Origin of the sequence: uncultured Marixanthomonas sp., from assembly GCF_963974425.1 — a bacterium.
Taxonomy (GTDB): domain Bacteria; phylum Bacteroidota; class Bacteroidia; order Flavobacteriales; family Flavobacteriaceae; genus Marixanthomonas.
Genome location: NZ_CAXBCK010000004.1, coordinates 38679 through 60974, shown reverse-complemented (window position 1 = coordinate 60974; position 22296 = coordinate 38679). Strand labels below are relative to the sequence as shown.

Sequence of the window (22296 nt, the reverse complement as noted above, 5' to 3'; positions counted from 1 at the left end):
ATCAATGTTCAAGAGCTAATTGAGCAAATTGAAAGCCGAAAAAAAGCGGAGAAAAAACTACCTACTTGGTATAAAACCGAAATGATTTATTATCCTAAGAAGGTAAACCTAGAGCAAACTTCTTCTGAAATTACAGCAGAATATAAAGCATCGTTAATTGAGGGAAATACAATAGCTGATATTACAGGCGGCTTTGGAGTGGATAGTTATTATTTTTCAAAACAAGCTGAACAAGCGACACACTTTGAAATTAATGAATCTCTATCTAAAATAGCTGCACATAACTTTAAACAATTACATGCAACTAATATAAGATGCAAAACTGAAAATGGAATTGATGCAATTAAAAAGGAAAACTATGACACTATTTTTGTAGACCCCTCCCGAAGGCACGAAACAAAAGGAAAAGTATTCTTTCTGCATGATTGTGAGCCCAATATTCCACAGCATCTTCCTGAAGTATTAAATGCGTGTGATCTATTAATGCTTAAAACAGCGCCAATGTTGGATATTTCAGCAGGGCTGGAAGAGTTAAAACATGTGTTTCAAATCCATATTGTTGCAGTAAACAATGAGGTAAAAGAGTTATTATGGCTCTTAAAAAAGGATTATAATGGTGAAATAGAAATAATAACTAAAAATTTTAAGAAAACGAATACCGAAACTTACAGTTTTATTTATGGAAAATCATCAGAACCTTTTTATGACGAACCCAAGCGTTTTTTATATGAGCCCAATGCAGCCATTTTAAAAAGCGGAGGCTTTAATTTGATATCTGAAGACTTTAAACTTAAAAAACTGCATAGAAACACACATTTATACACCAGTGAAGCATTAAGAGACTTCCCTGGCCGCCGATTTATAATCGAGAAGATACTCCCCTATTCAAAAAAAGAATTAAAAAAGGAGCAGATTGAAAAGGCAAATATTACAACTCGTAATTTTCAAGAAAGTGTTTCCGCGATTCGAAAGAAGTTTACTATTAAAGATGGTGGCGACGTTTATTTGTTTTTTACGACAATTCATCCTTCAAAAAAGGTAGTTTTGATTTGTTCTAAGGTAAAAAATTCAATTTAATCAGCTTGTAAGATAGTAGACCACAATAATTTAAAAACTAATTGTAAAAAAGGTTAGTTTTTGTTTGTGAAAAACGGAATGTTATCCTACATTTGCATCCGCATTTAAGAAATAAACGTTCTTAACATATTGGAGAGGTGCCAGAGTGGTCGATCGGGGCTCCCTGCTAAGGAGTTGTGCCCTCACGGGTACCGGGGGTTCGAATCCCTTCCTCTCCGCAATACTAATTCAGTATTTTGCAAACTAACATTTTTTTGGTTAGTTTAGATTTTATAAGTTATTACAGTTTTATGTAAACTGTTTTCGGGGTGTAGCGTAGCCCGGTTATCGCGCCTGCTTTGGGAGCAGGAGGTCGCAGGTTCGAATCCTGCCACCCCGACAAAAAACCGGACATTAGAATGTTCGGTTTTTTTTAATTTTAATGCTACGGGCTCGTAGCTCAGCTGGATAGAGCACCTCCCTTCTAAGGAGGCGGTCATAGGTTCGAATCCTATCGGGCTCACAAGGAATCCTCACTTTTAGTGAGGATTTTTTGTTTTATATAAGTTAAGTAAATTGAAGGAAGGCAAAAATTACTCCGGATACTCCACTCTTAGATGGTATATATTATTCAGCTTTTTCTTTAAGACCTTTTTTATGGTCTCTATTTCTTTAAATGTAATGTTGGCATTTAGAAACTGACCTTGCGCCATTTGCCCATCAACTATCTTTTCAACAAAAGTATCTATTTTTGATGATGTAGGTTCTTTTAAGCTTTTACTGGCTGCTTCTACACTGTCAGACATCATTAAGATTGCAGTTTCTTTAGAAAACGGAATAGGACCTGGATATCGGTAGTCCTCTTCATCAGCATCTTCGTTCTGTTCTTTTTCTTTCATATAGAAATAATATACCAAACTTGTACCGTGGTGGGTTCGTATAAAATCGATTACACGATCGGGCAAGTTGTTTTTACGGGCAATTTCAATACCGTTGATAACATGATCTATAATAATATTAGCACTCTCTTTTGGGTCTAAATCCTGATGCGCATTGACTGAGTTCACTTGATTTTCGGTAAAATAAGTTGGGTTTTTCATTTTACCAATATCGTGATATAAAGCTCCTACCCTAACCAACATTGCATTGGCACCGATTTCGTTAGCTGCTGCTTCGGCTAAATTGGCTACGTTAAGCGAATGGTGAAAGGTTCCTGGAGCTTTATTAGAGAGTTCTTTTAGTAGCTTAGTATTGGTATCACTAAGTTCTAACAAGGAAACATCGGAAACCAAGCCGAATATTTTTTCATATAAATATATTAATGGATGTGCAAACAAGGTCGCTAAGCCGCAGAGTATAAAATATCCGAAATTTTCCCAGATTATGAGCTGCACATTTCCTTCCTGAAGAATAAAAAAAGCAAAATAACCAATAATATAGACTAAGGTTATCTGTCCCACTGAGATAAAAAGATTGGCGCGACGATATAGTTCAGATACCGTTAAAATAGTAACAATACCGGCGATTAACTGAAGGAATAAATACTCAAAACTATTGGGCACGACGAACCCTAAGAGCATCAGTGTTAAGGTATGAACAAAAAGTCCTAATCTAGGGTCGAAAAAGGCTTTTAATATCAACGGTAAAATACAGAGGGGTACTACATAGACATATTTTGCATCTAGTTTTACAACAATGGTTGTTAAGAACACCATCAATATGACATTGAAAAATATAAAAGTAACTTTAGTATTGTCATTAAAAATATCAAACCGGTATTTTTTCAGAAATAAGAACAGCATAGAAAACACTAGGGAGACAATAATTATATACCCTACTATTAACCATGAATGATTTGATTTACTCCAAACTTGTGATTGATATTCTGCTTTTAAAGAATTTAATATTTGGTAGGTATCCCCTTCAACCACTTCCCCTTTTGCTATAATCCTTCCTCCTTTTTCCACAACGCCCTTATTCGGGTTTATTGCGTTTAGCTCAGATGCAATCGAAGCTTCAGTTAATTTTGTATCTAAAGAAACATTAGGAATAACAGCACGTTCTAAAAGTTTTTGCAATAACGCTTTTACATCTTCTGTAGATGTTTCAGAAACTAACTTTGCTAATTTACTTTTTATAACTTCCTTTCTGTTAAGCTGTGAATATGCCAACTGCTCTACTTCGTTTCCCCGTTTTAAGTAGATGAGTTTATCTTTTTCATATGGGTATACATCGTCAATTATTCCGTTGGTATAAATTTCTTTAAAAACAGCAAGGCCTTCCTCTTTAGCTACATTTTTTGATGTAGTATAAAGGCTGTCAACAAAAGCGTCATTAAATAGTTGAATAAATTCCTCTCTACTCCTCTCTACTATTTCAGCGTCATAATCAAAATAAGGTGTTGCATTCTCTTTAATTGTTTCCCCTTCCTTCTGAAGGGTTTTTGCATCTTTTTTTATAGTAAAACTAAACGGGGCGTATAGGTTTTCATATTGCCAAGGCTTTCCTTTTTGGAAGTTATATTTAAACTGTCCTCCTTTTGGTAATAAATAGATCACCAAGACTATAGAAAGTATAAATAGAAATCCCTTGTAAATAAGGGATTGGTTTTTTGAAAATAGAGCAAAAATATTATTCATAGAATTTTTTCGATACGTAAAGGTATAAATAACCGTTGACTAATCCCAAAAGCGAGTAGCTTAAAGATTGATATTTCAGGATAAAATCCGTAAATTCGCAGTCCTTTACTGCTGTATAGGAAAAATAGCGGTACTTATAAATTTAATAAAAAAAGTGTTATATAATGAGTAAAGAAGTTGTAATTGTAGCTGCGGCCAGAACCCCAATAGGAAGTTTTATGGGAAGTCTTTCTTCAATAACGGCAACCCAATTGGGCGCTACTGCTATTAAAGGAGCATTAAATAAAATTAAGCTAGATCCTTCAAACGTTCAAGAAGTTTTTATGGGTAATGTAGTGCAAGCTGGTGTAGGGCAAGCACCTGCTCGGCAAGCTGCTTTAAGCGCGGGTATTCCAGATACGGTGCCTTGTACAACTGTAAATAAAGTATGTGCCTCTGGAATGAAAGCTGTTATGCAAGCTGCTCAGGCTATCGCTCTTGGTGATGCAGATATTATCGTTGCTGGTGGTATGGAAAGTATGAGCAATATCCCTCATTACGTACATATGCGAAATGGGAAAAAATTTGGTCCCGCAACGCTTATTGATGGTATGCAAAAAGATGGATTAGTTGATGCGTATGATCAAAATGCGATGGGTGTTTGTGCAGACTTATGCGCAAAGGAGCATAATTTTTCTAGAGAAGATCAAGATAATTTTGCTATTGAATCGTATAATCGTTCTGCTAAAGCATGGGAAGAAGGAAAGTTTGATGACGAAGTAGTACCAGTTGAAGTTCCACAACGTCGTGGAGAACCAATAATGGTAAATCAAGACGAAGAGTTTAAAAACGTAAAGATGGATAAGATCAAATCATTACGGGCAGCTTTTAGTAAAGATGGTACTGTAACGGCAGCTAATGCTTCTACCATAAACGATGGTGCTGGTGCAATGGTACTAATGAGCGCCGATAAAGCTAAAGAGATGGGCTTTACTCCTCTTGCTACTATTAAAAGTTATGCAGATGCGGCTCAAGAACCAAAATGGTTTACAACTGCTCCTTCTAAAGCATTGCCAAAAGCACTAGATAAAGCGGGTGTTTCTAAAGATGACGTTGATTATTTTGAATTTAACGAAGCTTTTGCCGTTGTAGGATTGGCCAATATGAAAATATTAGGGCTTGACTCTTCAAATGTAAATGTGAATGGTGGTGCCGTTTCTTTAGGTCACCCACTAGGTTGTAGCGGTGTTCGAATATTAATTACTTTATTAAATGTATTAAAACAGAACGATGCTAAATTAGGTGCTGCAGCTATTTGTAATGGTGGCGGCGGAGCATCTGCTATGGTAATCGAAAGAAAATAAATATCCACAACGAGCTTTCGATTTTATAAAGAGTATGAAATACGGCTTATGTAACTTAAGTGTTGTTCCGTTGCGAATTGAAGCATCAGATGCTAGCGAACTTGTTTCGCAAGTATTATATGGTGAGCTTTTTAAAGTTTTAGAGCAACGCAAAAAATGGAGCCGGATCCGATTGCATTTTGACGGTTATGAAGGTTGGATAGATAATAAACAGTTTCTTTTAATTTCTGAAGAAGAATATAATACTTTAAGAAAAAACAAGCCTGTTTATGCAACTGATTTGGTTGATATAGTCACTACTGAAGAAAATCAATTACTATCCATTTTTATTGGCTGTCAGGTTAACAATTGTAATTTTCTGAAACATGCTTTTGAAGGAAAATCTATTTCAGAAAAACTTCCGAAAGAAAATTTAACCAATACTGCGTTAACTTATTTAAACAGTCCTTATATGTGGGGTGGAAAAACACCGTTTGGTATTGACTGTAGTGGTTTTACTCAAATGGTATACAAATTAAATGGCCACAAGTTATTACGCGATGCCAGTCAACAAGCTACGCAAGGGGAAGCTTTAAGTTTTATAGAAGAAAGTGAACCTGGAGATTTAGCCTTTTTTGATAATGCAGAAGGATTAATAACTCACGTGGGGATTATTATGGAAGATAATCATATTATTCACGCGCACGGAAAAGTGAGGATAGATCGATTAGACCACACAGGAATTTTTAATTATGAAGTTCGTGGTCATACACACAAGCTAAGAGTTATAAAACGTATTGTATAAAAAAAAAGGCACTTTTAAAAAAGTGCCTTTTTTTATCTTGAAACCTGGTGTTTCAGTAAATTTTAATTGCCTTCCAACTCAGCTAACCTACTTTTCAATTCTTTAAACTTAGCATCTTCACCAAGTTGACTATAGATATTCATAAGGGTTCTGATAATTTCAGGATCATTTGGACGTAATTCTTTGGCTTTTTCCAAAGTAGGGACTACGTCTGCATACATTTGCTGTCTTTTCTCTTTTAACTTTTCATATTTAGCATTATCAGCCCTTGAAGTTCCTAAGTTGTTCATTTCACTTACAATGCTTTCTTCTTCTGAAAGTTTTAAAACAGCAAGGTTTATCAACGCAGATGCGTAGTCAGGCTTTAACTCAATAGCTCTATTATAATACTCTATAGCTTTTTCAGTTTCTCCTATCTCAGCATTACTAACTGCTAAATTGTAAAAAACCTCTGGATTATCAGGATCTGATTCAGCAATATTTTGCATTAATTCACTATAAAGTTGTTTGTCGCCCATCTTGTAGGCCATATTAGCTTCAGCACGCATTAAAGAAGTATCATCTGGATTTTCTTTTCTTGCATTTGACATTAGCTTGGAAGCTTTTTCATCTTCTCCTTTATCAATGTAAATTAAGGTCATATTACGAAGAACTTCACCTTTTTTAGATTGCGTCATTCTTTCAACTGGTTTAATAAAGTCACCTGCCTTAATCATAAGGTCACGTTCAGACTTTGAAGAAAAGGTTTTCTCTTCTCCAGTTTCTTTATTAGTAGCAACATACTCTTTTGAAGCACCATCGTACCCCATATCTAGTAAGTTTTGGTAATATTTCAATGCTTTATCAAACTTTTTTGCATTAACAGCATTACTTGCAGCATAGTAAAGATCTGACGTATCTTTCTTGCTTACCATATAACTGTTGTACAACTTGTCTGAGGCCATCTCAAAATTTTGTGAATTTTGATCCTTTATAGCACTGTTAACTAAAGCTGCACGAAGATTCTGCTGCAGAGCACTCATTCTTCCTTCTTCTTCGGTCCTAGCGCCTAACTCAACTGCTTTTTGATAAGCTTCTGAAGCTGTTTTCATTTTGGCTATATCGTCACCAGCACTTGCTGTATAAACTTCAGATTTTACCAAATAATACTGCGCCTTTTCTTCTTCATCAGCATTAGCTAAAGAAGCTTCGGCTTGTTTTAATTCTGCAATTGCTTCAGTATAATTTTTGTCTTCAAAAGCCCGCTCAGCTTTTCTTATTTCTCTTTTTTGTCCAAATGCTATAACAGATATGGTTAATGCACCTGCTACTAAAATTTGCTTTTTCATTGTTTTTAATTTTTATTCGTTGTTTTCGGTTTGTTCATCATTAGTATCAAGAGTGGTGCCAGAGTCATTTTCAGTTTCTGCTGAATCTTCTGAAACTATATCCTCGTTGTCCATATCGTCATCTTCATTTTTAACTTTTGCCACTGCAGCAATAGCATCATCCTCACGCATTTTTATTAAACGAACACCTTGAGTGGCGCGACCCATTACTCGTAAATTTTCAATTGCCATACGTATAGCAATACCAGATTTATTAATAATCATTAGTCCATCACTATCCGTTACATTCTTGATTGCCACTAATTTACCTGTTTTTTCGGTAATATTAATGGTTTTAACGCCTTTTCCACCTCTATTGGTTATTCTATAGTCATCTAGATTAGAGCGTTTACCATACCCTTTTTCAGAAACTACAAGAATATTAGATTCGTCATCGTTTATGGCTACCATTCCTACTACTTCATCATCATCGCTGCCTAAACGGATACCACGTACACCTGAAGCATTACGGCCCATCGGTCTAGTTTTCTCTTCCTCAAAACGAATGGCTTTACCAGACTTAACCGCTAACATCACATGGCTATCACCTCTGGTTAATTTTGCTTCTATCAATTCGTCACCTTCTTTGATGGTAATAGCGTTAATACCGTTAGATCGTGGTCTTGAATATTGTTCTAGAGAAGTTTTCTTAACCTGTCCTTTTTTTGTTGCCATTATGACATAGCGACTATTAATGTACTCTTCATCCTTGAGATCTTCTGTACAAATAAAAGCTTTCAGTTTATCGTCTGGCTCAATATTAATCAAGTTTTGAATGGCGCGTCCTTTAGATTGTCTACTTCCTTCTGGAATTTCAAAAACACGCATCCAATAACATTTACCTTTTTGAGTAAAGAACAACATATATTGGTGGTTGGTACCAACAAAAAGATCTTCTAAGAAGTCTTCGTTACGAGTGTTAGAGGCTTTAGAGCCTACTCCTCCTCTGTTTTGACGCTTATATTCAGTTAAAGAAGTTCGCTTAATGTAACCTGCATGAGAAACTGTAATAACAACTTGCTCATCAGGAATTAAGTCGGTAATACTTACATCACCACCAGCATATTCAATTACTGAACGACGCTCATCACCGTATTTTTCACGAATTTCTTCAAGTTCTTCCTTAATGATTTCCATTCGGCGGTCTTCATTTCCAAGAATTTCTCTATAGCCTTCAATGGTTTTCATTAATTCATCGTATTCAGAACGAAGCTTATCTTGCTCCAGTCCTGTTAACTGACGTAAGCGCATTTCAACAATGGCCTTGGCTTGAATTTCGGTTAACTCAAACCTGTCAATTAATTTTTGACGGGCTTCTTCCGTATTTGAAGAAGACCTGATTAATGCAATTACTTCATCTATATTATCTGAAGCAATGATTAGACCTTCGAGTATATGTGCTCGTTCTTCGGCTTTGCGAAGTAAATATTCTGTACGGCGAACCACCACTTCATGACGGTGTTCTACAAAATATTGAATTAACTGTTTTAAGTTTAATAATTCTGGTCGACCTTTAACCAGTGCAATATTGTTTACACTAAAACTAGACTGAAGTGCTGTATATTTATATAGCATATTTAATACTATATTAGGAATGGCGTCACGCTTTAGTATATATACGATACGCATTCCGTTTCGGTCAGACTCATCCCGAATGTTTGAAATACCTTCAATTTTCTTTTCGTTAACAAGATCGGCAGTTTTCTTAATCATATGTGCCTTGTTAACCTGATACGGTATTTCAGTAACAACGATACATTCACGACCATTTACTTCTTCAAAACCAGCTTTTCCACGCATAACCACTCGCCCACGGCCTGTGTGAAATGCTTCCTTAACACCTTCATATCCGTAAATAATTCCGCCTGTAGGAAAATCAGGAGCTTTTACGTGTTGCATAAGCCCATCGATATCGATATCATTATCTTCGATATAAGCGATGGTTCCGTCAACAACTTCAGTTAAGTTATGGGGAGGCATATTGGTTGCCATCCCTACTGCAATACCCGAAGCACCGTTAATCAATAACCCAGGAACACGCGTAGGTAAAACGGTTGGTTCTTCTAACGTATCATCAAAGTTTAATTGATGGTCTACAGTCTCTTTGTCAATATCGGCTAGCATATCTTCGGAAATCTTCCGCATACGTGCTTCTGTATAACGCATTGCTGCCGGGCTATCACCATCAATAGAACCAAAGTTACCTTGTCCATCTACTAGCATATAGCGCAAACTCCACTCTTGAGCCATACGTACCATAGCATCGTAAACTGATGTATCACCGTGTGGGTGATACTTACCAAGAACTTCACCAACTATTCTTGCTGATTTTTTATGAGATCCAGTAGCTCGAACTCCTAATTCGTGCATACCAAATAAAACCCTTCTGTGTACAGGCTTCATCCCATCACGAACATCAGGTAATGCACGTGACACAATGACCGACATTGAATAGTCAATGTAGGCCGATTTCATCTCATCTTCAATGTTTATGGGAATTAACTTTTCACCTTCCGCCATAAAATATATAGTTTAATTTTACTTTTAATCTTAACGAGCAATATACACTATTTCCAAGCTTTTTAGAAGGATTTTGAAAGCTATTATTCACTATTTTATTAACATATTTCACAGTAAAAATAGTTAATAACTATACCAACCTAACCTTTGATATTAGTAAGTTTTTTTGTCCTTTTACTACTACACTCTTAAATAAGGTATAATATTTGTCGTACTAAGGGTAATTTAGTATTTTTAGAAGTATAAGGAATTTAGATATATGGATGATAATTTTTCACCGAGAGTAAAAGATGTAATTGCTTACAGTAAAGAAGAAGCATTACGATTGGGTCATGATTTTATAGGCACAGAACATTTAATGTTAGGTTTATTACGTGATGGCAATGGTAAGGCTGTTTCTATTTTAAGTGCACTGGATATAGATTTAAACCACCTAAGAAGAAAGGTTGAGATATTAAGCCCAGCAAACCCAAATACCGAAAGCAATACAAACGATAAAAAGAACTTACATTTAACCCGTCAAGCAGAGCGAGCTTTAAAGACGACTTTTTTAGAAGCGAAACTTTTTCAGAGTTCCTCAATTAATACCGCTCATTTATTGTTGTGTATTTTACGCAATGAGAACGATCCAACTACCAAGTTGTTAATTAAGATGAAGGTAGATTATGACGGCGTTAAAGATCAATTTAAATTAATGATGGCAAACGATGAAGATTTTATAGACAGACCAAGTGCAGAATCATTTCCTAGTGACGATGATGCTTCTGCAGCTGGTGGTGGCAAAGAAAACCTTTTCACAGGTGGCGGTACCAAAGGGAATAAAAAGTCTAAAACTCCAGTTTTAGATAATTTTGGTAGAGATTTAACGGCGATGGCCGAAGATGATAAATTAGACCCAGTTGTAGGTCGTGAAAACGAAATACAACGGGTATCACAAATATTAAGTAGAAGAAAAAAGAACAATCCTCTGTTAATTGGAGAACCTGGCGTTGGTAAAAGTGCCATAGCTGAAGGCTTAGCATTACGTATTATTCAACGTAAAGTTTCTCGAATTTTATATGATAAACGGGTTGTTACTTTAGATTTAGCAAGCTTGGTGGCCGGTACAAAATACCGCGGTCAGTTTGAAGAACGTATGAAAGCCGTTATGAACGAGCTTGAAAAGAACGACGATATTATACTTTTTATTGATGAAATTCACACTATTGTAGGTGCTGGTGGTGCTACTGGATCATTAGATGCTTCAAACATGTTTAAACCGGCGTTAGCACGTGGAGAAATTCAATGTATTGGTGCTACTACCTTAGATGAATATCGTCAACATATTGAAAAAGACGGTGCTTTAGAGCGACGTTTTCAGAAAGTAATAGTTGAACCTACGAGTATTGATGAAACTTTAGAGATTCTAAAAAACATTAAAGATAAATATGAGTTACACCATAATGTAAATTATACAGATGAAGCCTTAGAAGCTTGTGTAAAATTAACTAATAGGTATATGACTGAACGCTTTCTTCCAGACAAGGCTATTGATGCTTTAGATGAAGCAGGTTCTCGCGTGCACATAACTAATATTAATGTGCCAGAAAAAATACTGAAAATTGAAGCAAAACTTGAAGAAGTTAGAGAGCTGAAAAATTCAGTAGTCAAAAAGCAGAAATACGAAGAAGCGGCCAAGCTGCGTGATGATGAAAAAACTTTAGAGAAAGATTTAGCTACCGAGCAAGAGATATGGGAAAATGAATCTAAACTCCATAAGGAAACTGTAGACGAAGAAAATGTAGCTGAAGTGGTTTCTATGATGACAGGTATTCCTGTAAGTCGTATTGCGCAAACTGAAAGCAATAAATTAGCTGCCCTACCCGACCGAATTAAAGGAAAGGTAATTGGTCAGGATGAAGCTGTTGGTAAAGTAGTTAAGGCTATTCAACGTAACCGTGCTGGTTTAAAAGATCCAAACAAACCTATTGGCTCGTTTATTTTCTTAGGACAAACAGGTGTTGGTAAAACCCAATTAGCCAAGGTGTTAGCAAATGAGTTGTTTGATTCAGAAAATGCATTGGTTCGTATCGATATGAGCGAGTATATGGAAAAATTCTCCGTATCTCGTCTTATTGGAGCACCTCCAGGTTATGTTGGATATGAAGAAGGAGGTCAGTTAACTGAAAAAATACGCCGCAAACCTTACGCTGTTGTATTGTTAGATGAAATTGAAAAAGCCCACCCAGATGTATTCAATATGTTGCTTCAAGTATTAGATGACGGCTATTTAACAGACAGTTTAGGACGTAAGATCGATTTCAGAAATACGATAATAATTATGACCTCTAATATTGGAGCTCGTAAGTTGAAAGACTTTGGACAAGGTGTCGGTTTTGGTACTGCAGCAAGAGAAAATCAAGCAGATGCAAATGCAAAGAGTATTATACAAAATGCTTTAAAAAAGGCTTTTGCTCCAGAATTTTTGAACCGTGTTGACGATGTTATGGTGTTTAATGCTCTAGATAAAGAAGATATCCATAAAATTATTGATATTGAATTAGAGAAACTTTTTGTCCGTATTACAGATATAGGCTATAATTTAACACTAACGAAAAAAGCAAAGGATTATATAGCTGACAAAGGATTTGATAAAGAATATGGTGCTAGACCCCTTAAAAGGGCTATACAAAAGTATATTGAAGATGCTTTAGCCGAAGAAATTATTAATTCAAACCTTAAAGAAGGAGATCGCATCACGATGGATTTTGATGATAAAAAAGAAGAATTAACCATTAAGATTAAAAAGCAAAAGAAAACAACAGAATCTTAATTTAATTAGAATTTAGATACCGTGTTTATTGAGTTAGGGTAGGCACGGTATTTTTTTTGTATCTTTATTTAACTTCTTTTTTATGATAACAAAACTGACATATCATTTTGGGATAGCAGAAATTCACGAAAATTATATAATTTTTGAAATGAATGAAGGTATTACTGTAAAACCAGAATACAATGATATTTTATTGAATGTTGCAACAAAATATTATGTCAATAAAAACTTCGGGTATATAACAAAAAGGGTAAATTCATATTCAGTAGATCCAAGAGTTTATTTTGAAACCTCAAAAATTGAAAATTTGGTGGCTTTTGCGGTTGTATCACCAGAAGATATTAAAGCCTCTACTACCGAGGTTGAGAAAATTTTCTTAAAAAAACCATTCCAACATTTTAAAACTATGAAAGAAGCTACTGGTTGGATAAATTCAATTGTTGAAAAATCAACAGTATAAATTAGCTAAATAATAAGTCTTTATCAATAGTAAAACTTTGTAAAAAGGCTACAGAAGCATGAATATCATTTGCCAACACTCTATCCTCTTCAACAAATGGAGCCGTTTTTCTGAATGATTCTAATAAAGATTCTAATAACGGTGAGGTTTTTTTCGGTCTTCTAAATTCAATAGCTTGCGAAGCATTAAGTAGCTCAATAGCAAGAACCGTTTCAATATTATCGATTACGCGTAATGCTTTTGTGGCGGCATTCGCTCCCATACTCACATGATCTTCTTGTCCGTTAGAAGAAACAATAGAATCTACTGATGCTGGAGTTGCCAATTGCTTGTTTTGGCTCACAATACTTGCGGCCGTGTATTGCGGAATCATAAAACCACTGTTTAATCCTGGATTGTTTACTAAAAAATCTGGAAGTCCGCGTAAACCAGAAACCAATTGGTATGTACGGCGCTCACTAATATTCCCTAGTTCAGCAAATGCGATACTCAGGTAATCTAATGCCAATGCTAATGGTTGTCCGTGAAAGTTTCCGCCAGAAATTATTTTATCATCATTTATAAAAATATTAGGATTATCTGTTACCGAGTTTATTTCAGTTTTAAAGGTTTTGTGTACAAATTTTAGGGTGTCTTTTGTAGCTCCGTGAACTTGTGGAATACATCGAAAGGAATACGGATCCTGCACGTTCTTCTTCTCGCTCTTCCCTAATTCGCTTTCTTCCAAAAACTCCCGTACCCGTTCTGCTGTTTTTATTTGACCGGTATGAGGTCTTACCAAATGCACTAAAGGATCAAAAGGGCTCATATTGCAATCAAACGCATCAACTGAAAGTGATCCAATCATATCGGCCAAATACGAAAGTTTATAGCTTTTTAATAAAAGATGAACACCATAGGCGCTCATAAACTGAGTTCCGTTTAATAATGCTAACCCTTCTTTTGCTTCAAGGACTATAGGTTTAAGATCTAATTTTTTTAATATTTCTTCTGAAGGAACACGTTCATCTTTATAATATACCTCTCCTTTGCCCAAAAGTGGTAAAGCCAAATGAGCTAATGGTGCCAAATCACCTGACGCACCAAGGCTTCCTTGAGTATAAATTACCGGTAGAATATTTTCATTATAAAAAAGAATAAGTCGCTCGACAGTTTGTAATTGCACACCGCTATACCCGTAGCTTAACGATTGTATTTTTAACAACAGCATCAATTTTATAATAGGTTTTGGCACATAATCACCCGTACCACAAGCGTGAGACATCACTAGATTCTCTTGTAGCTTGGAAAGGTTTTCATTAGAAATTTCCACATTACACAAGGAGCCAAAACCGGTATTGATACCATAAATAGGTTTGTCGTTGTTCTCTATTTTAGAAGTAAGGTATTCTTTAGATTTTTTTATGTTCAATAACGCCTCGTCTGAAAGATCAAGCTGTTTATTAGTAGTTATTATATCTTGAATAGTTGATAAGTCTAACAATTCACTGCTTATATAATGTGTTTCTTGCATAAATGAGTGGGTTATTTTCTGCAAAAATAGTAATTTACTGAAGTATTTTAGTGGTTACTTTAATAAAAGGAAGTAAATTAATTTTTATTATGCTGCATTATATAGAAACACTCAGTTAAAGAATATTTAAATTTTTATTAGAAAAATTATAGTTACTTCATTTTTATTAAAAAAACATATGTAAAATTATAAACACTTAAAAATCAAGTGCTTTTAAAAGCTAATACCATACTATTTCTATAGGTTAAACCGTTGTTTATCAGTGTGATAATTGTACAGTTTTATTTCTTTAACAATTAAATTTACTATATATTTGTTAATATTAACTTAAAATATTAATAACTAAATATTATACAACTATGCTTAAAAATCTACTTGCTTTATTAGTATGCGTTTTTTCAGTTTTGAGTATGTGCGGGCAAACTATTGTTGGTACGTCTCCAGAAAACAAAAACGTAATTTTAGAAGAGTTCACAGGTATCAAATGTGTTTTTTGTCCTCAGGGTCATCAAATAGCCCAAACGCTACAAGACAATAATCCAGGCGATGTTTTTTTAATCAATATCCATACTGGTGGTTTTGCTATTCCTTCAGCAGGTCAACCAGACTTTAGAACACCTTTTGGTGATGCTATTGCAAATCAATCACAATTGGCTGGCTACCCTTCTGGTACGGTAAACCGTCATAATTTCCCTGGATTCGAAATGAACGGGTCCCCTGCAGGTGCAACAGCACAGGGAAGAGGTACTTGGAACACTACCAGCAATACGACGTTGGGAGAGCCGTCTTATGTAAACGTTGGTGTTGAAACTTCCATTAATGTTCAAAATAATGAAATAACAGTTCACGTTGAAGCATATTACACAGGCGATAGTCCAGAAACCTCTAATTTATTGAATGTTGCCTTGTTGCAAAACAATACTTTGGGGCCACAAACTGGTGGAGGTCAGGGAGATGAGTATGTACATATGCACAGGCTTGTACATATGATAACTGGGCAATGGGGTGTCGAGATAAACACTACCACTGAAGGATCTTTTATAGATGAAACATTTACCTATACTATTCCAGCAGATTATAATGACATTCCTACTGAAATTTTAGATATGGAAGTTGTTGCTTTCATTTCTGAAACACAACAGGAAATAATAAGCGGTAGTGGAGCATTACCCACCTACACAGGTATTGATAATAATAATGATGTAGTACTTGAAAGTATTGATGATATAACAGTACCCTGTACTGGAAGCAGTAGTATTACACCTGTTATTGAAATAATGAATAATGGACAAGAAACTGTTACTTCATTAGATATTGAATATGTTTTAAATGGTGATGTAAATACATATACTTGGACAGGAAACCTTGAATCCTTATACAGCGAAACAATCGAGTTACCAGAAATTACATTTGATATTCAAGACAACAACACCCTTGCCATTTCACTTCCTTCAGATGAAGACAACTCAAACAATGAGAGTGAGGTGAATTTTGAAGATGCTCCCAATAGTACAGGAACTGTATTTATGGAACTAACAACTGATAATAACGGACCACAATGTAAATGGCGGATTAGAGAGCCAGACGGTACCGTTATCTATGCTGGTGGTCCTTACCAAAATAACACTACTGTAAACCTAAGGTTTGATTTACCATTAGAAGACTGTTACTCTTTTTTACTTTTAGATTCTGGTAATGATGGAGGGACAATAGTTGACTTAATTGACTCAGATGGGAATACTGTATACAGCACAACTGGAGATTTTGAAGATGAAGTTATTATTAACTTTCAATCTAATGGTGTACTAGGGGTTAATGATGAAAACAACCTTAGTAAGGTAAGTATTTATCCTAATCCTGCTAATGACATTTTAAATATTAAAAATGCAGAGAGTACTTCTTTAAAAGTATATGATGTACTTGGAAAGCTAGTTGCATCTAAGGATAATATAGCTATAAATGAACAATTGAAAGTTTCAGCACTACAAAATGGAACCTATTTTATTAAATTCACTGATAATAATTCTGTTTCTACCAAAAAGTTTATCATAGCGAGATAAAAAGGGACTAAACTTTCATATTAAAAAAAGCTGCCAGTTTTGGCAGCTTTTTTTTAACTTTTTCTTTCTGATTCCGGCTGCTCAAATAAACTCATATAAGCATTGCCTAAATTTTCTATGATATCTGTAGCCATTACAGCTTCGTAACCCATAGTCTGCGAAGCTATTGCACCAGCAGTTCCGTGTACATAAACTCCAAAAACCGTTGCTAATAATGGATCGTAGCCTTGCGATAACAAACCTGTAAGTACGCCACTTAAAGCATCACCGCTACCAGCAGTTGCCATTCCAGGATTCCCTGTGGTGTTTATATATAGGTTGTTATCATAAATTACGGCAGTGTGTGCACCTTTGATCAATAACACTATTTCATGTTTTTTTGAAAAGGTCTTAGCTTTTTTCAGTTTATCGTAATCGTCGGTCCACTCCCCTATTAAGCGTTCCAATTCTCCTGGGTGTGGGGTTAAAATAGCATGCTTCGGAAGTACTTTAAGCAAGTTTTTATTTTCTGAAATACAATTTAACGCATCGGCGTCAATCACCATTGGAGATTTGGCGTTTTTAAATAGTGTTTCCAAAGCGGAAACTGTTTCAGGCTGTGTCCCAATGCCCATTCCAATGCCGATGGCAGATGGTTCTATTTCATAGGAAATATCAGTTATTAAATCGTCTTCTTTATCGCTAAGCGTCATCGCTTCGGGCAAAGCAGTCTGTACAATATCGTAACCACATTCTGGTACAAAAACCGTAACTAATCCAGCTCCAGTTCTAAAAGCAGCTTTTGCACTCAATACAGCGGCTCCTATTTTCCCATAGCTTCCAGCGACGATTAAAGAATGACCGTAAGTACCTTTATGGTCAAAAGCCTGTCGGGGCTTGTAAAACTGTTGCGCTTGTTGTTTTCCTATTAATTGGGCCAACGGTTCAATTTTATGCAGATGTTCTGGATCTAGACCAATATCAATAATATCGAAAAAAGGTACAAACTTTCCTGTTTCGGGCAAAAAGAAAGATAGCTTAGGTGCTTGAAAAGTTAATGTATGATTTGCTTTTATTACAGATTCTTCATCTTCCAGAGCCTGGTTGGCGTAGAGTCCGCTTGGAATATCGATAGCCAAAGTAAACGCTTTACTTGCATTTATGTGTTGTATTAGTGGTTTTAACCAACCTTGTGGCGGACGGTTAAGTCCAATACCAAACAAAGCATCAATAATGATATCTTGGTCGTTTATTTCAGGAAAATCTTTTTCCGAAGTCATTAACAACGGCCATTTTTTAGTTGTTTCTTTAATGCGATCATAATTTATTAAAAAGCATTTAGAGCGTTTATCGGTAAAATTGGCGATATATATATGTACGTTGTAGCCTTTTTCAATAAGTAATCTACCAACTACAAGACCATCACCACCGTTGTTTCCAATGCCACAAAAAATATGGATAGGAACGGTAGCGCCTTGTAAACGTTGGTGCAACCAGTTGAACACTTGTGTTCCGGCGTGTTCCATTAAATCTAATGAAGAAATATCGTGTTTTTCGGTAGTTACTTTATCGGCTTCGCTTAGTTGTTTGGCTGAAAATATTTTCACGGAATTTATTTATTTTGAAGTTTTTCTTTTTAGTAAAGGTACTCATTGTGTCAATAACAGCAAGAGATTCCGAATCGATTTAAAGACTAAAATGTTGAAAACATACAACTAAACTCTTCGTTACCTTTGTAGATTGTAATACATTTGCGAAAAGAACTTTTTACAATGAAAAACACTGCACTTTCACACATACATGAGCAATTAGGGGCTAAAATGGTTCCTTTTGCAGGTTACAATATGCCAGTTTCATACGAAGGCGTTACCATTGAACACGAAAACGTACGTAATAATCTAGGGGTTTTCGATGTTTCGCATATGGGCGAGTTTTTAGTTACTGGACCAAATGCGTTAGAACTCATTCAAAAAATTGGGTCTAACGATGCTTCAAAATTGGTTGATGAACAAGCACAGTATACCTGTATGCCTAATGCTACTGGCGGTATTGTTGACGATTTGATTATTTATCGTTTTAATGCTGAAAAATGGTTATTAGTGGTAAACGCTTCAAACATTCAAAAGGATTGGGATTGGATCTCTTCGCATAATACGATGAATGCTGAGTTACGGGATATTTCAGAAGATTATTCCCTACTTGCCATTCAAGGACCAAAAGCTATTGAAGCTATGCAGTCGATAACTTCGGAAGATTTAAGTGCTATCAATTTTTACAATTTTAAAGTTTCAGATTTCGGAGGTATTGAGCACGTAATTATCAGTGCAACTGGTTATACAGGGAGCGGTGGTTTTGAAATTTACTGCAAAAACACTGAGGTAGAACAAATTTGGGAGCAAGTAATGGAGGCTGGCGCCGATTTTGGCATTAAACCTACAGGCTTAGCTGCTAGAGATACACTTCGTTTAGAAATGGGCTTTTGTCTTTACGGAAACGATATAGATGATACTACTTCTCCAATTGAAGCTGGTTTGGGGTGGATTACAAAATTTAACCACGATTTTATCAACAAAGAAGCATTACAAAAACAAAAAGAAGAAGGTATTACCCGAAAACTCATTGGGTTTGAACTTACCGAACGTGGTATTCCTCGTCAAGGATACGATATTGTAGATGCTGAAGGTGTAAAAATAGGACACGTAACTAGCGGAACTATGTCACCTTCCTTAAATAAAGGGATTGGTTTAGGCTACGTTGGGAAAGAGCATAGTAAATTAGGAACCGAAATTTTTATTCAAATACGTAAAAAAGCTGTTCCTGCAACAATCGTAAGGCCTCCATTTTACAAAAAATAATATGATAGATTACCAAGCCATTTTAGATACCATCACCAACAGCTTGAAACATTCTGCGGTAAAGGGTGAAGTGGCTTCTTATATCCAGGAACTAGGTAAGGTAAAGGATACTAATTTTGGCTTGTTTTTAAACCTAGTTGATGGTGAAAAATACGGCTCGGGCGATTGGGATAAACCATTTTCTATACAGAGTATCTCTAAGGTGTTAACACTTTCTAGAGCGGTCCCATTAGTTGGCAACAAAATATTTGACCGTGTAGATGTAGAGCCTTCGGGAAACCCTTTTAATCATATGGCTTTGTTGGAGTTGGAAAAAGGAATTCCTAGAAATCCTTTGATAAATTCAGGATCAATTGTAATCGCAGATATGCTGCTTTCACACTTAGAAAACCCGAAAGAAGATTTTCTTCAATATGTACGTGATTTAACCAATGACCAATCTATTTCGTATAATGAAAAAGTAGCAGCTAGTGAATCTGAAACAGGTTTTAATAACTATGCTGCGGCTAATTTGCTTAAATCATTCGATAATCTTGAAAATGAAGTAGAAGATGTGTTGGATTTTTATTTCCATCAATGCTCCATTGAAATGACCTGTGAGCAACTTTCCAACGCTTTTTACATGTTTGCCAATCGAGGAAAATGTATGCGAAACACAGCACATCTTACCTTAAATCAAGTTAAGCGTATTAATGCCATTATGCTTACCTGCGGATTTTATGATGAAGCTGGTGAGTTTGCTTTTGAAGTAGGCTTACCCGGTAAAAGTGGTGTAGGTGGTGGTATTGCAGCTTTGTTACCTAACGAGTTTACAATAACATGTTGGGCTCCTGGATTAAATGATAAAGGAAATTCTTACCTTGGTATGCAAGCCTTGGAGCTGTTCACCACACAAACGAAACGCTCCATTTTTTAAATATTTCTTTTTTTGAATACCAAAACAATACATAACAGAATCCTTATTTTGGGTGCCAGCGGCTTTATAGGTAACGCGATTTATAAAGACCTAACCTCCTATTTTGATGTGTTTGGCACCTACTGTACAAAACATCATGAGTATAAAGACAATCAGGTTTTTTACCGGTATTGCGTAGAGAAAGATAGCATCACTCCTATTCTCGATAAAGTGAAACCTCGTTTTATTATTGTTTCAGTAGCCGGAAATTATATTGACAGATTGAATATGCTTCGTGAAATTTGTTTATGTGCAGAACGTTTTCCAGAAAGTAAAATATTCTATTTTTCTTCTTCTGAAATTTTTGATGGAGAACGTAATTATCCAGGGTACGAATATGATAAACCAATTGCTGAAAGTAGATTTGGGAGGTTTAATATTTCCGCAGAAAAACTATTGCAAGAACAGTTGCCTTTTCAAACCGCTGTATTACGATTGCCATTAGTTCTAGGAGTAAATTCGCCAACTCTAATACAGTTACGACAAAGTATGAAGCATAACGCTGCTTTTGAGGTGTTTCCTAAACATATTGTTAGTGTTATTACTGAAGATAAAATAGCGCAACAAATACATTATATTATAAATAAAAATCAAACTGGGATATTTCATTTGGCGAGTAGCGATGTTATTCACCACGACGATCTTTTTACGGAAATTGCTGCAAAAATTGGTCGTAAAATGCCTATATTTAAGACAGTTTATAGTACTAACGTAGATATATACAGAGCAATTTTACCAAAAGAAAACAAATTGCCTGAAGCATTACAAATTACAGTTTCAGAAGTAATTGATGCTTGTACATTAAAAGAAGAAATTGTAACATTTAAAAATTAAAAATATGAAAGCTTACACTGAAAAAGAAGTTAATGATAAACTAGACAAATTTGAAGGTTGGGAGTTTGAAGACAACGCTATACATACCGCATTTGAATTTGAAAATTTTAAAGAAGCCTTCTCTGCAATGACACGAATTGCTTTTGAAGCTGAAAAAATGCAACACCATCCAGATTGGCATAATGTTTACAATACATTAAACATCACACTCTCTACCCATGATGCTGATGGCGTTACAGATAAAGATTTTGAACTTGCTAAAGTAATTGATGAACTTTTAGGATAAAATCTGGTAAACTGGCCGTTCAGAAAAAAAAGTTTTTCTATTCAGTCAATTTTCTATTTTTGTAATCCAAATTGAAAAACTATGGGAAGAGCGTTTGAGTTTAGAAAAGCTAGAAAAATGAAACGTTGGGCAGCGATGTCCAAAGCCTTTACTCGTATTGGTAAAGATATTGTTATGGCCGTTAAAGAAGGCGGTCCTGATCCCGATACCAACTCTAGATTACGTGCGGTAATACAAAATGCCAAGGCAGTTAATATGCCTAAGGATAATATTGAGCGTGCTATTAAACGTGCGAGCGATAAAAGTCAAGGCGATTATAAGGAAGTGCTTTTTGAAGGCTACGCGCCCCACGGTATTGCTATCTTGATTGAAACCGCTACCGATAATAATACCCGAACTGTTGCAAATGTACGCTCCTATTTCAATAAATGTGATGGTAGTTTAGGTACTTCAGGTTCTGTGGTCTTTATGTTTGACCATACGTGTAATTTCCGGATCAATGGAGAAGGCTTAGATATTGAAGAACTCGAGTTAGAATTAATAGACCACGGTATTGAAGAAATTTTTGAAGATGAAGATGGAATCATGATTTATGCTCCATTTGAGAGTTTTGGCGCTATCCAGTCTTTTTTAGAAGAAAATAATATCGAAATATTATCTTCAGGTTTTGAACGCATTCCGCAGGTAACCAAATCACTTTCAGAAGAAGATGCAGCCGATGTAGAAAAGCTTTTGGAAAAAATTGAAGAAGATGATGATGTACAGAATGTGTATCATACTATGGAAGAAACATCTTCAGAAGAATAATTTAATAAATTACTTTATAAAAAAAA

Annotated in this window: 16 protein-coding genes and 3 tRNA genes; 14 read left to right on the top strand and 5 right to left on the bottom strand. The window is 35.5% G+C overall.

The genetic code is table 11. From position 1 onward, the window contains the following. Positions 1-81: 81 nt before the first annotated feature. The 4 genes from AACZ92_RS01860 (at position 82) to AACZ92_RS01845 (ending at position 1579) form a co-directional block, all read left to right on the top strand. Entirely contained in the window at positions 82-1077 is a 996-nt protein-coding gene (locus AACZ92_RS01860; RefSeq protein ID WP_339696385.1) for a class I SAM-dependent methyltransferase, read from the top strand. 131 nt (positions 1078-1208) lie between these two features. Further along, positions 1209-1295 (top strand) — tRNA-Ser (locus AACZ92_RS01855). Positions 1296-1381: 86 nt separating this feature from the next. Beyond that, positions 1382-1456: transfer RNA gene (locus AACZ92_RS01850), tRNA-Pro, on the top strand. Positions 1457-1505: 49 nt separating this feature from the next. After that, positions 1506-1579: transfer RNA gene (locus tag AACZ92_RS01845), tRNA-Arg, on the top strand. Between the two features lie 70 nt (positions 1580-1649). Here AACZ92_RS01845 and AACZ92_RS01840 read toward each other — a convergent pair. After that, positions 1650-3695: an HDIG domain-containing metalloprotein gene (locus AACZ92_RS01840; RefSeq protein ID WP_339696382.1), complete on the bottom strand. Its 2046-nt coding sequence runs from the start codon at positions 3693-3695 to the stop codon at positions 1650-1652. Between the two features lie 164 nt (positions 3696-3859). Here AACZ92_RS01840 and AACZ92_RS01835 point away from each other — a divergent pair, with 164 nt between their 5' ends. Continuing rightward, positions 3860-5038: an acetyl-CoA C-acyltransferase gene (locus AACZ92_RS01835; RefSeq protein ID WP_339696379.1), complete on the top strand. Its 1179-nt coding sequence runs from the start codon at positions 3860-3862 to the stop codon at positions 5036-5038. A 34-nt stretch (positions 5039-5072) separates the two neighbouring features. Next, positions 5073-5822 (top strand): C40 family peptidase, encoded by a 750-nt coding sequence (locus tag AACZ92_RS01830; RefSeq protein ID WP_339696376.1) that lies wholly within the window; start codon positions 5073-5075, stop codon positions 5820-5822. A gap of 62 nt (positions 5823-5884) precedes the next feature. Here the strand turns inward: AACZ92_RS01830 and AACZ92_RS01825 are convergent, their stop codons facing one another. After that, positions 5885-7150 carry a tetratricopeptide repeat protein gene (locus AACZ92_RS01825; protein ID WP_339696373.1) on the bottom strand — a complete coding sequence of 422 codons (1266 nt, stop codon included), beginning with the start codon at positions 7148-7150 and terminating at the stop codon, positions 5885-5887. A gap of 12 nt (positions 7151-7162) precedes the next feature. Beyond that, positions 7163-9709, bottom strand: coding sequence for a DNA gyrase subunit A (gene gyrA / locus AACZ92_RS01820; RefSeq protein WP_339696370.1), 2547 nt, complete (start codon positions 9707-9709; stop codon positions 7163-7165). Between the two features lie 259 nt (positions 9710-9968). Here gyrA and AACZ92_RS01815 point away from each other — a divergent pair, with 259 nt between their 5' ends. Together AACZ92_RS01815 and AACZ92_RS01810 are read left to right on the top strand one after the other, a co-directional pair. Next, on the top strand, positions 9969-12521 hold the full coding sequence (locus AACZ92_RS01815; RefSeq protein WP_339696367.1) for an ATP-dependent Clp protease ATP-binding subunit: 2553 nt from the start codon (positions 9969-9971) through the stop codon (positions 12519-12521). Between the two features lie 82 nt (positions 12522-12603). Then, positions 12604-12981, top strand: coding sequence for a hypothetical protein (locus AACZ92_RS01810; protein WP_339696364.1), 378 nt, complete (start codon positions 12604-12606; stop codon positions 12979-12981). 1 nt (position 12982) lies between these two features. Here AACZ92_RS01810 and hutH read toward each other — a convergent pair whose 3' ends face one another. Next, positions 12983-14494: a histidine ammonia-lyase gene (gene hutH, locus AACZ92_RS01805; RefSeq protein WP_339696361.1), complete on the bottom strand. Its 1512-nt coding sequence runs from the start codon at positions 14492-14494 to the stop codon at positions 12983-12985. Between the two features lie 359 nt (positions 14495-14853). On the opposite strand from hutH, the gene AACZ92_RS01800 reads away from it, so the two are divergent. Next, positions 14854-16554: a T9SS type A sorting domain-containing protein gene (locus AACZ92_RS01800; protein ID WP_339696358.1), complete on the top strand. Its 1701-nt coding sequence runs from the start codon at positions 14854-14856 to the stop codon at positions 16552-16554. Between the two features lie 53 nt (positions 16555-16607). Here AACZ92_RS01800 and AACZ92_RS01795 read toward each other — a convergent pair whose 3' ends face one another. Next, positions 16608-18140: an NAD(P)H-hydrate dehydratase gene (locus AACZ92_RS01795; RefSeq protein ID WP_339696355.1), complete on the bottom strand. Its 1533-nt coding sequence runs from the start codon at positions 18138-18140 to the stop codon at positions 16608-16610. A 165-nt stretch (positions 18141-18305) separates the two neighbouring features. Between AACZ92_RS01795 and gcvT the strand changes: the two genes are divergently transcribed. From gcvT to AACZ92_RS01770, 5 genes are all read left to right on the top strand, one after another. After that, positions 18306-19388 carry a glycine cleavage system aminomethyltransferase GcvT gene (gcvT, locus tag AACZ92_RS01790; RefSeq protein ID WP_339696352.1) on the top strand — a complete coding sequence of 361 codons (1083 nt, stop codon included), beginning with the start codon at positions 18306-18308 and terminating at the stop codon, positions 19386-19388. Position 19389: 1 nt separating this feature from the next. After that, entirely contained in the window at positions 19390-20304 is a 915-nt protein-coding gene (locus AACZ92_RS01785) for a glutaminase (RefSeq protein ID WP_339696349.1), read from the top strand. A gap of 12 nt (positions 20305-20316) precedes the next feature. Continuing rightward, positions 20317-21177, top strand: coding sequence for a sugar nucleotide-binding protein (locus AACZ92_RS01780; protein ID WP_339696346.1), 861 nt, complete (start codon positions 20317-20319; stop codon positions 21175-21177). Positions 21178-21181: 4 nt separating this feature from the next. Then, positions 21182-21463, top strand: a complete 282-nt coding sequence (locus AACZ92_RS01775; protein ID WP_339696343.1) for a 4a-hydroxytetrahydrobiopterin dehydratase — start codon at positions 21182-21184, stop codon at positions 21461-21463. Positions 21464-21544: 81 nt separating this feature from the next. Further along, complete coding sequence (locus AACZ92_RS01770) at positions 21545-22270, top strand: YebC/PmpR family DNA-binding transcriptional regulator (RefSeq protein WP_117160203.1); 726 nt, start codon at positions 21545-21547, stop codon at positions 22268-22270. Positions 22271-22296: the final 26 nt, after the last annotated feature.

Excerpts from the sequence above, each read along its gene's own strand:
- AACZ92_RS01860 (WP_339696385.1), top strand. The coding sequence starts at position 82 with ATGATTTATTATCCTAAGAAGGTAAACCTAGAGCAAACTTCTTCTGAA.
- AACZ92_RS01840 (WP_339696382.1), bottom strand. The coding sequence starts at position 3,695 with ATGAATAATATTTTTGCTCTATTTTCAAAAAACCAATCCCTTATTTAC.
- AACZ92_RS01835 (WP_339696379.1), top strand. The coding sequence starts at position 3,860 with ATGAGTAAAGAAGTTGTAATTGTAGCTGCGGCCAGAACCCCAATAGGA.
- AACZ92_RS01830 (WP_339696376.1), top strand. The coding sequence starts at position 5,073 with ATGAAATACGGCTTATGTAACTTAAGTGTTGTTCCGTTGCGAATTGAA.
- AACZ92_RS01825 (WP_339696373.1), bottom strand. The coding sequence starts at position 7,150 with ATGAAAAAGCAAATTTTAGTAGCAGGTGCATTAACCATATCTGTTATA.
- gyrA (WP_339696370.1), bottom strand. The coding sequence starts at position 9,709 with ATGGCGGAAGGTGAAAAGTTAATTCCCATAAACATTGAAGATGAGATG.
- AACZ92_RS01815 (WP_339696367.1), top strand. The coding sequence starts at position 9,969 with ATGGATGATAATTTTTCACCGAGAGTAAAAGATGTAATTGCTTACAGT.
- AACZ92_RS01810 (WP_339696364.1), top strand. The coding sequence starts at position 12,604 with ATGATAACAAAACTGACATATCATTTTGGGATAGCAGAAATTCACGAA.
- hutH (WP_339696361.1), bottom strand. The coding sequence starts at position 14,494 with ATGCAAGAAACACATTATATAAGCAGTGAATTGTTAGACTTATCAACT.
- AACZ92_RS01800 (WP_339696358.1), top strand. The coding sequence starts at position 14,854 with ATGCTTAAAAATCTACTTGCTTTATTAGTATGCGTTTTTTCAGTTTTG.
- gcvT (WP_339696352.1), top strand. The coding sequence starts at position 18,306 with ATGAAAAACACTGCACTTTCACACATACATGAGCAATTAGGGGCTAAA.
- AACZ92_RS01785 (WP_339696349.1), top strand. The coding sequence starts at position 19,390 with ATGATAGATTACCAAGCCATTTTAGATACCATCACCAACAGCTTGAAA.
- AACZ92_RS01775 (WP_339696343.1), top strand. The coding sequence starts at position 21,182 with ATGAAAGCTTACACTGAAAAAGAAGTTAATGATAAACTAGACAAATTT.
- AACZ92_RS01770 (WP_117160203.1), top strand. The coding sequence starts at position 21,545 with ATGGGAAGAGCGTTTGAGTTTAGAAAAGCTAGAAAAATGAAACGTTGG.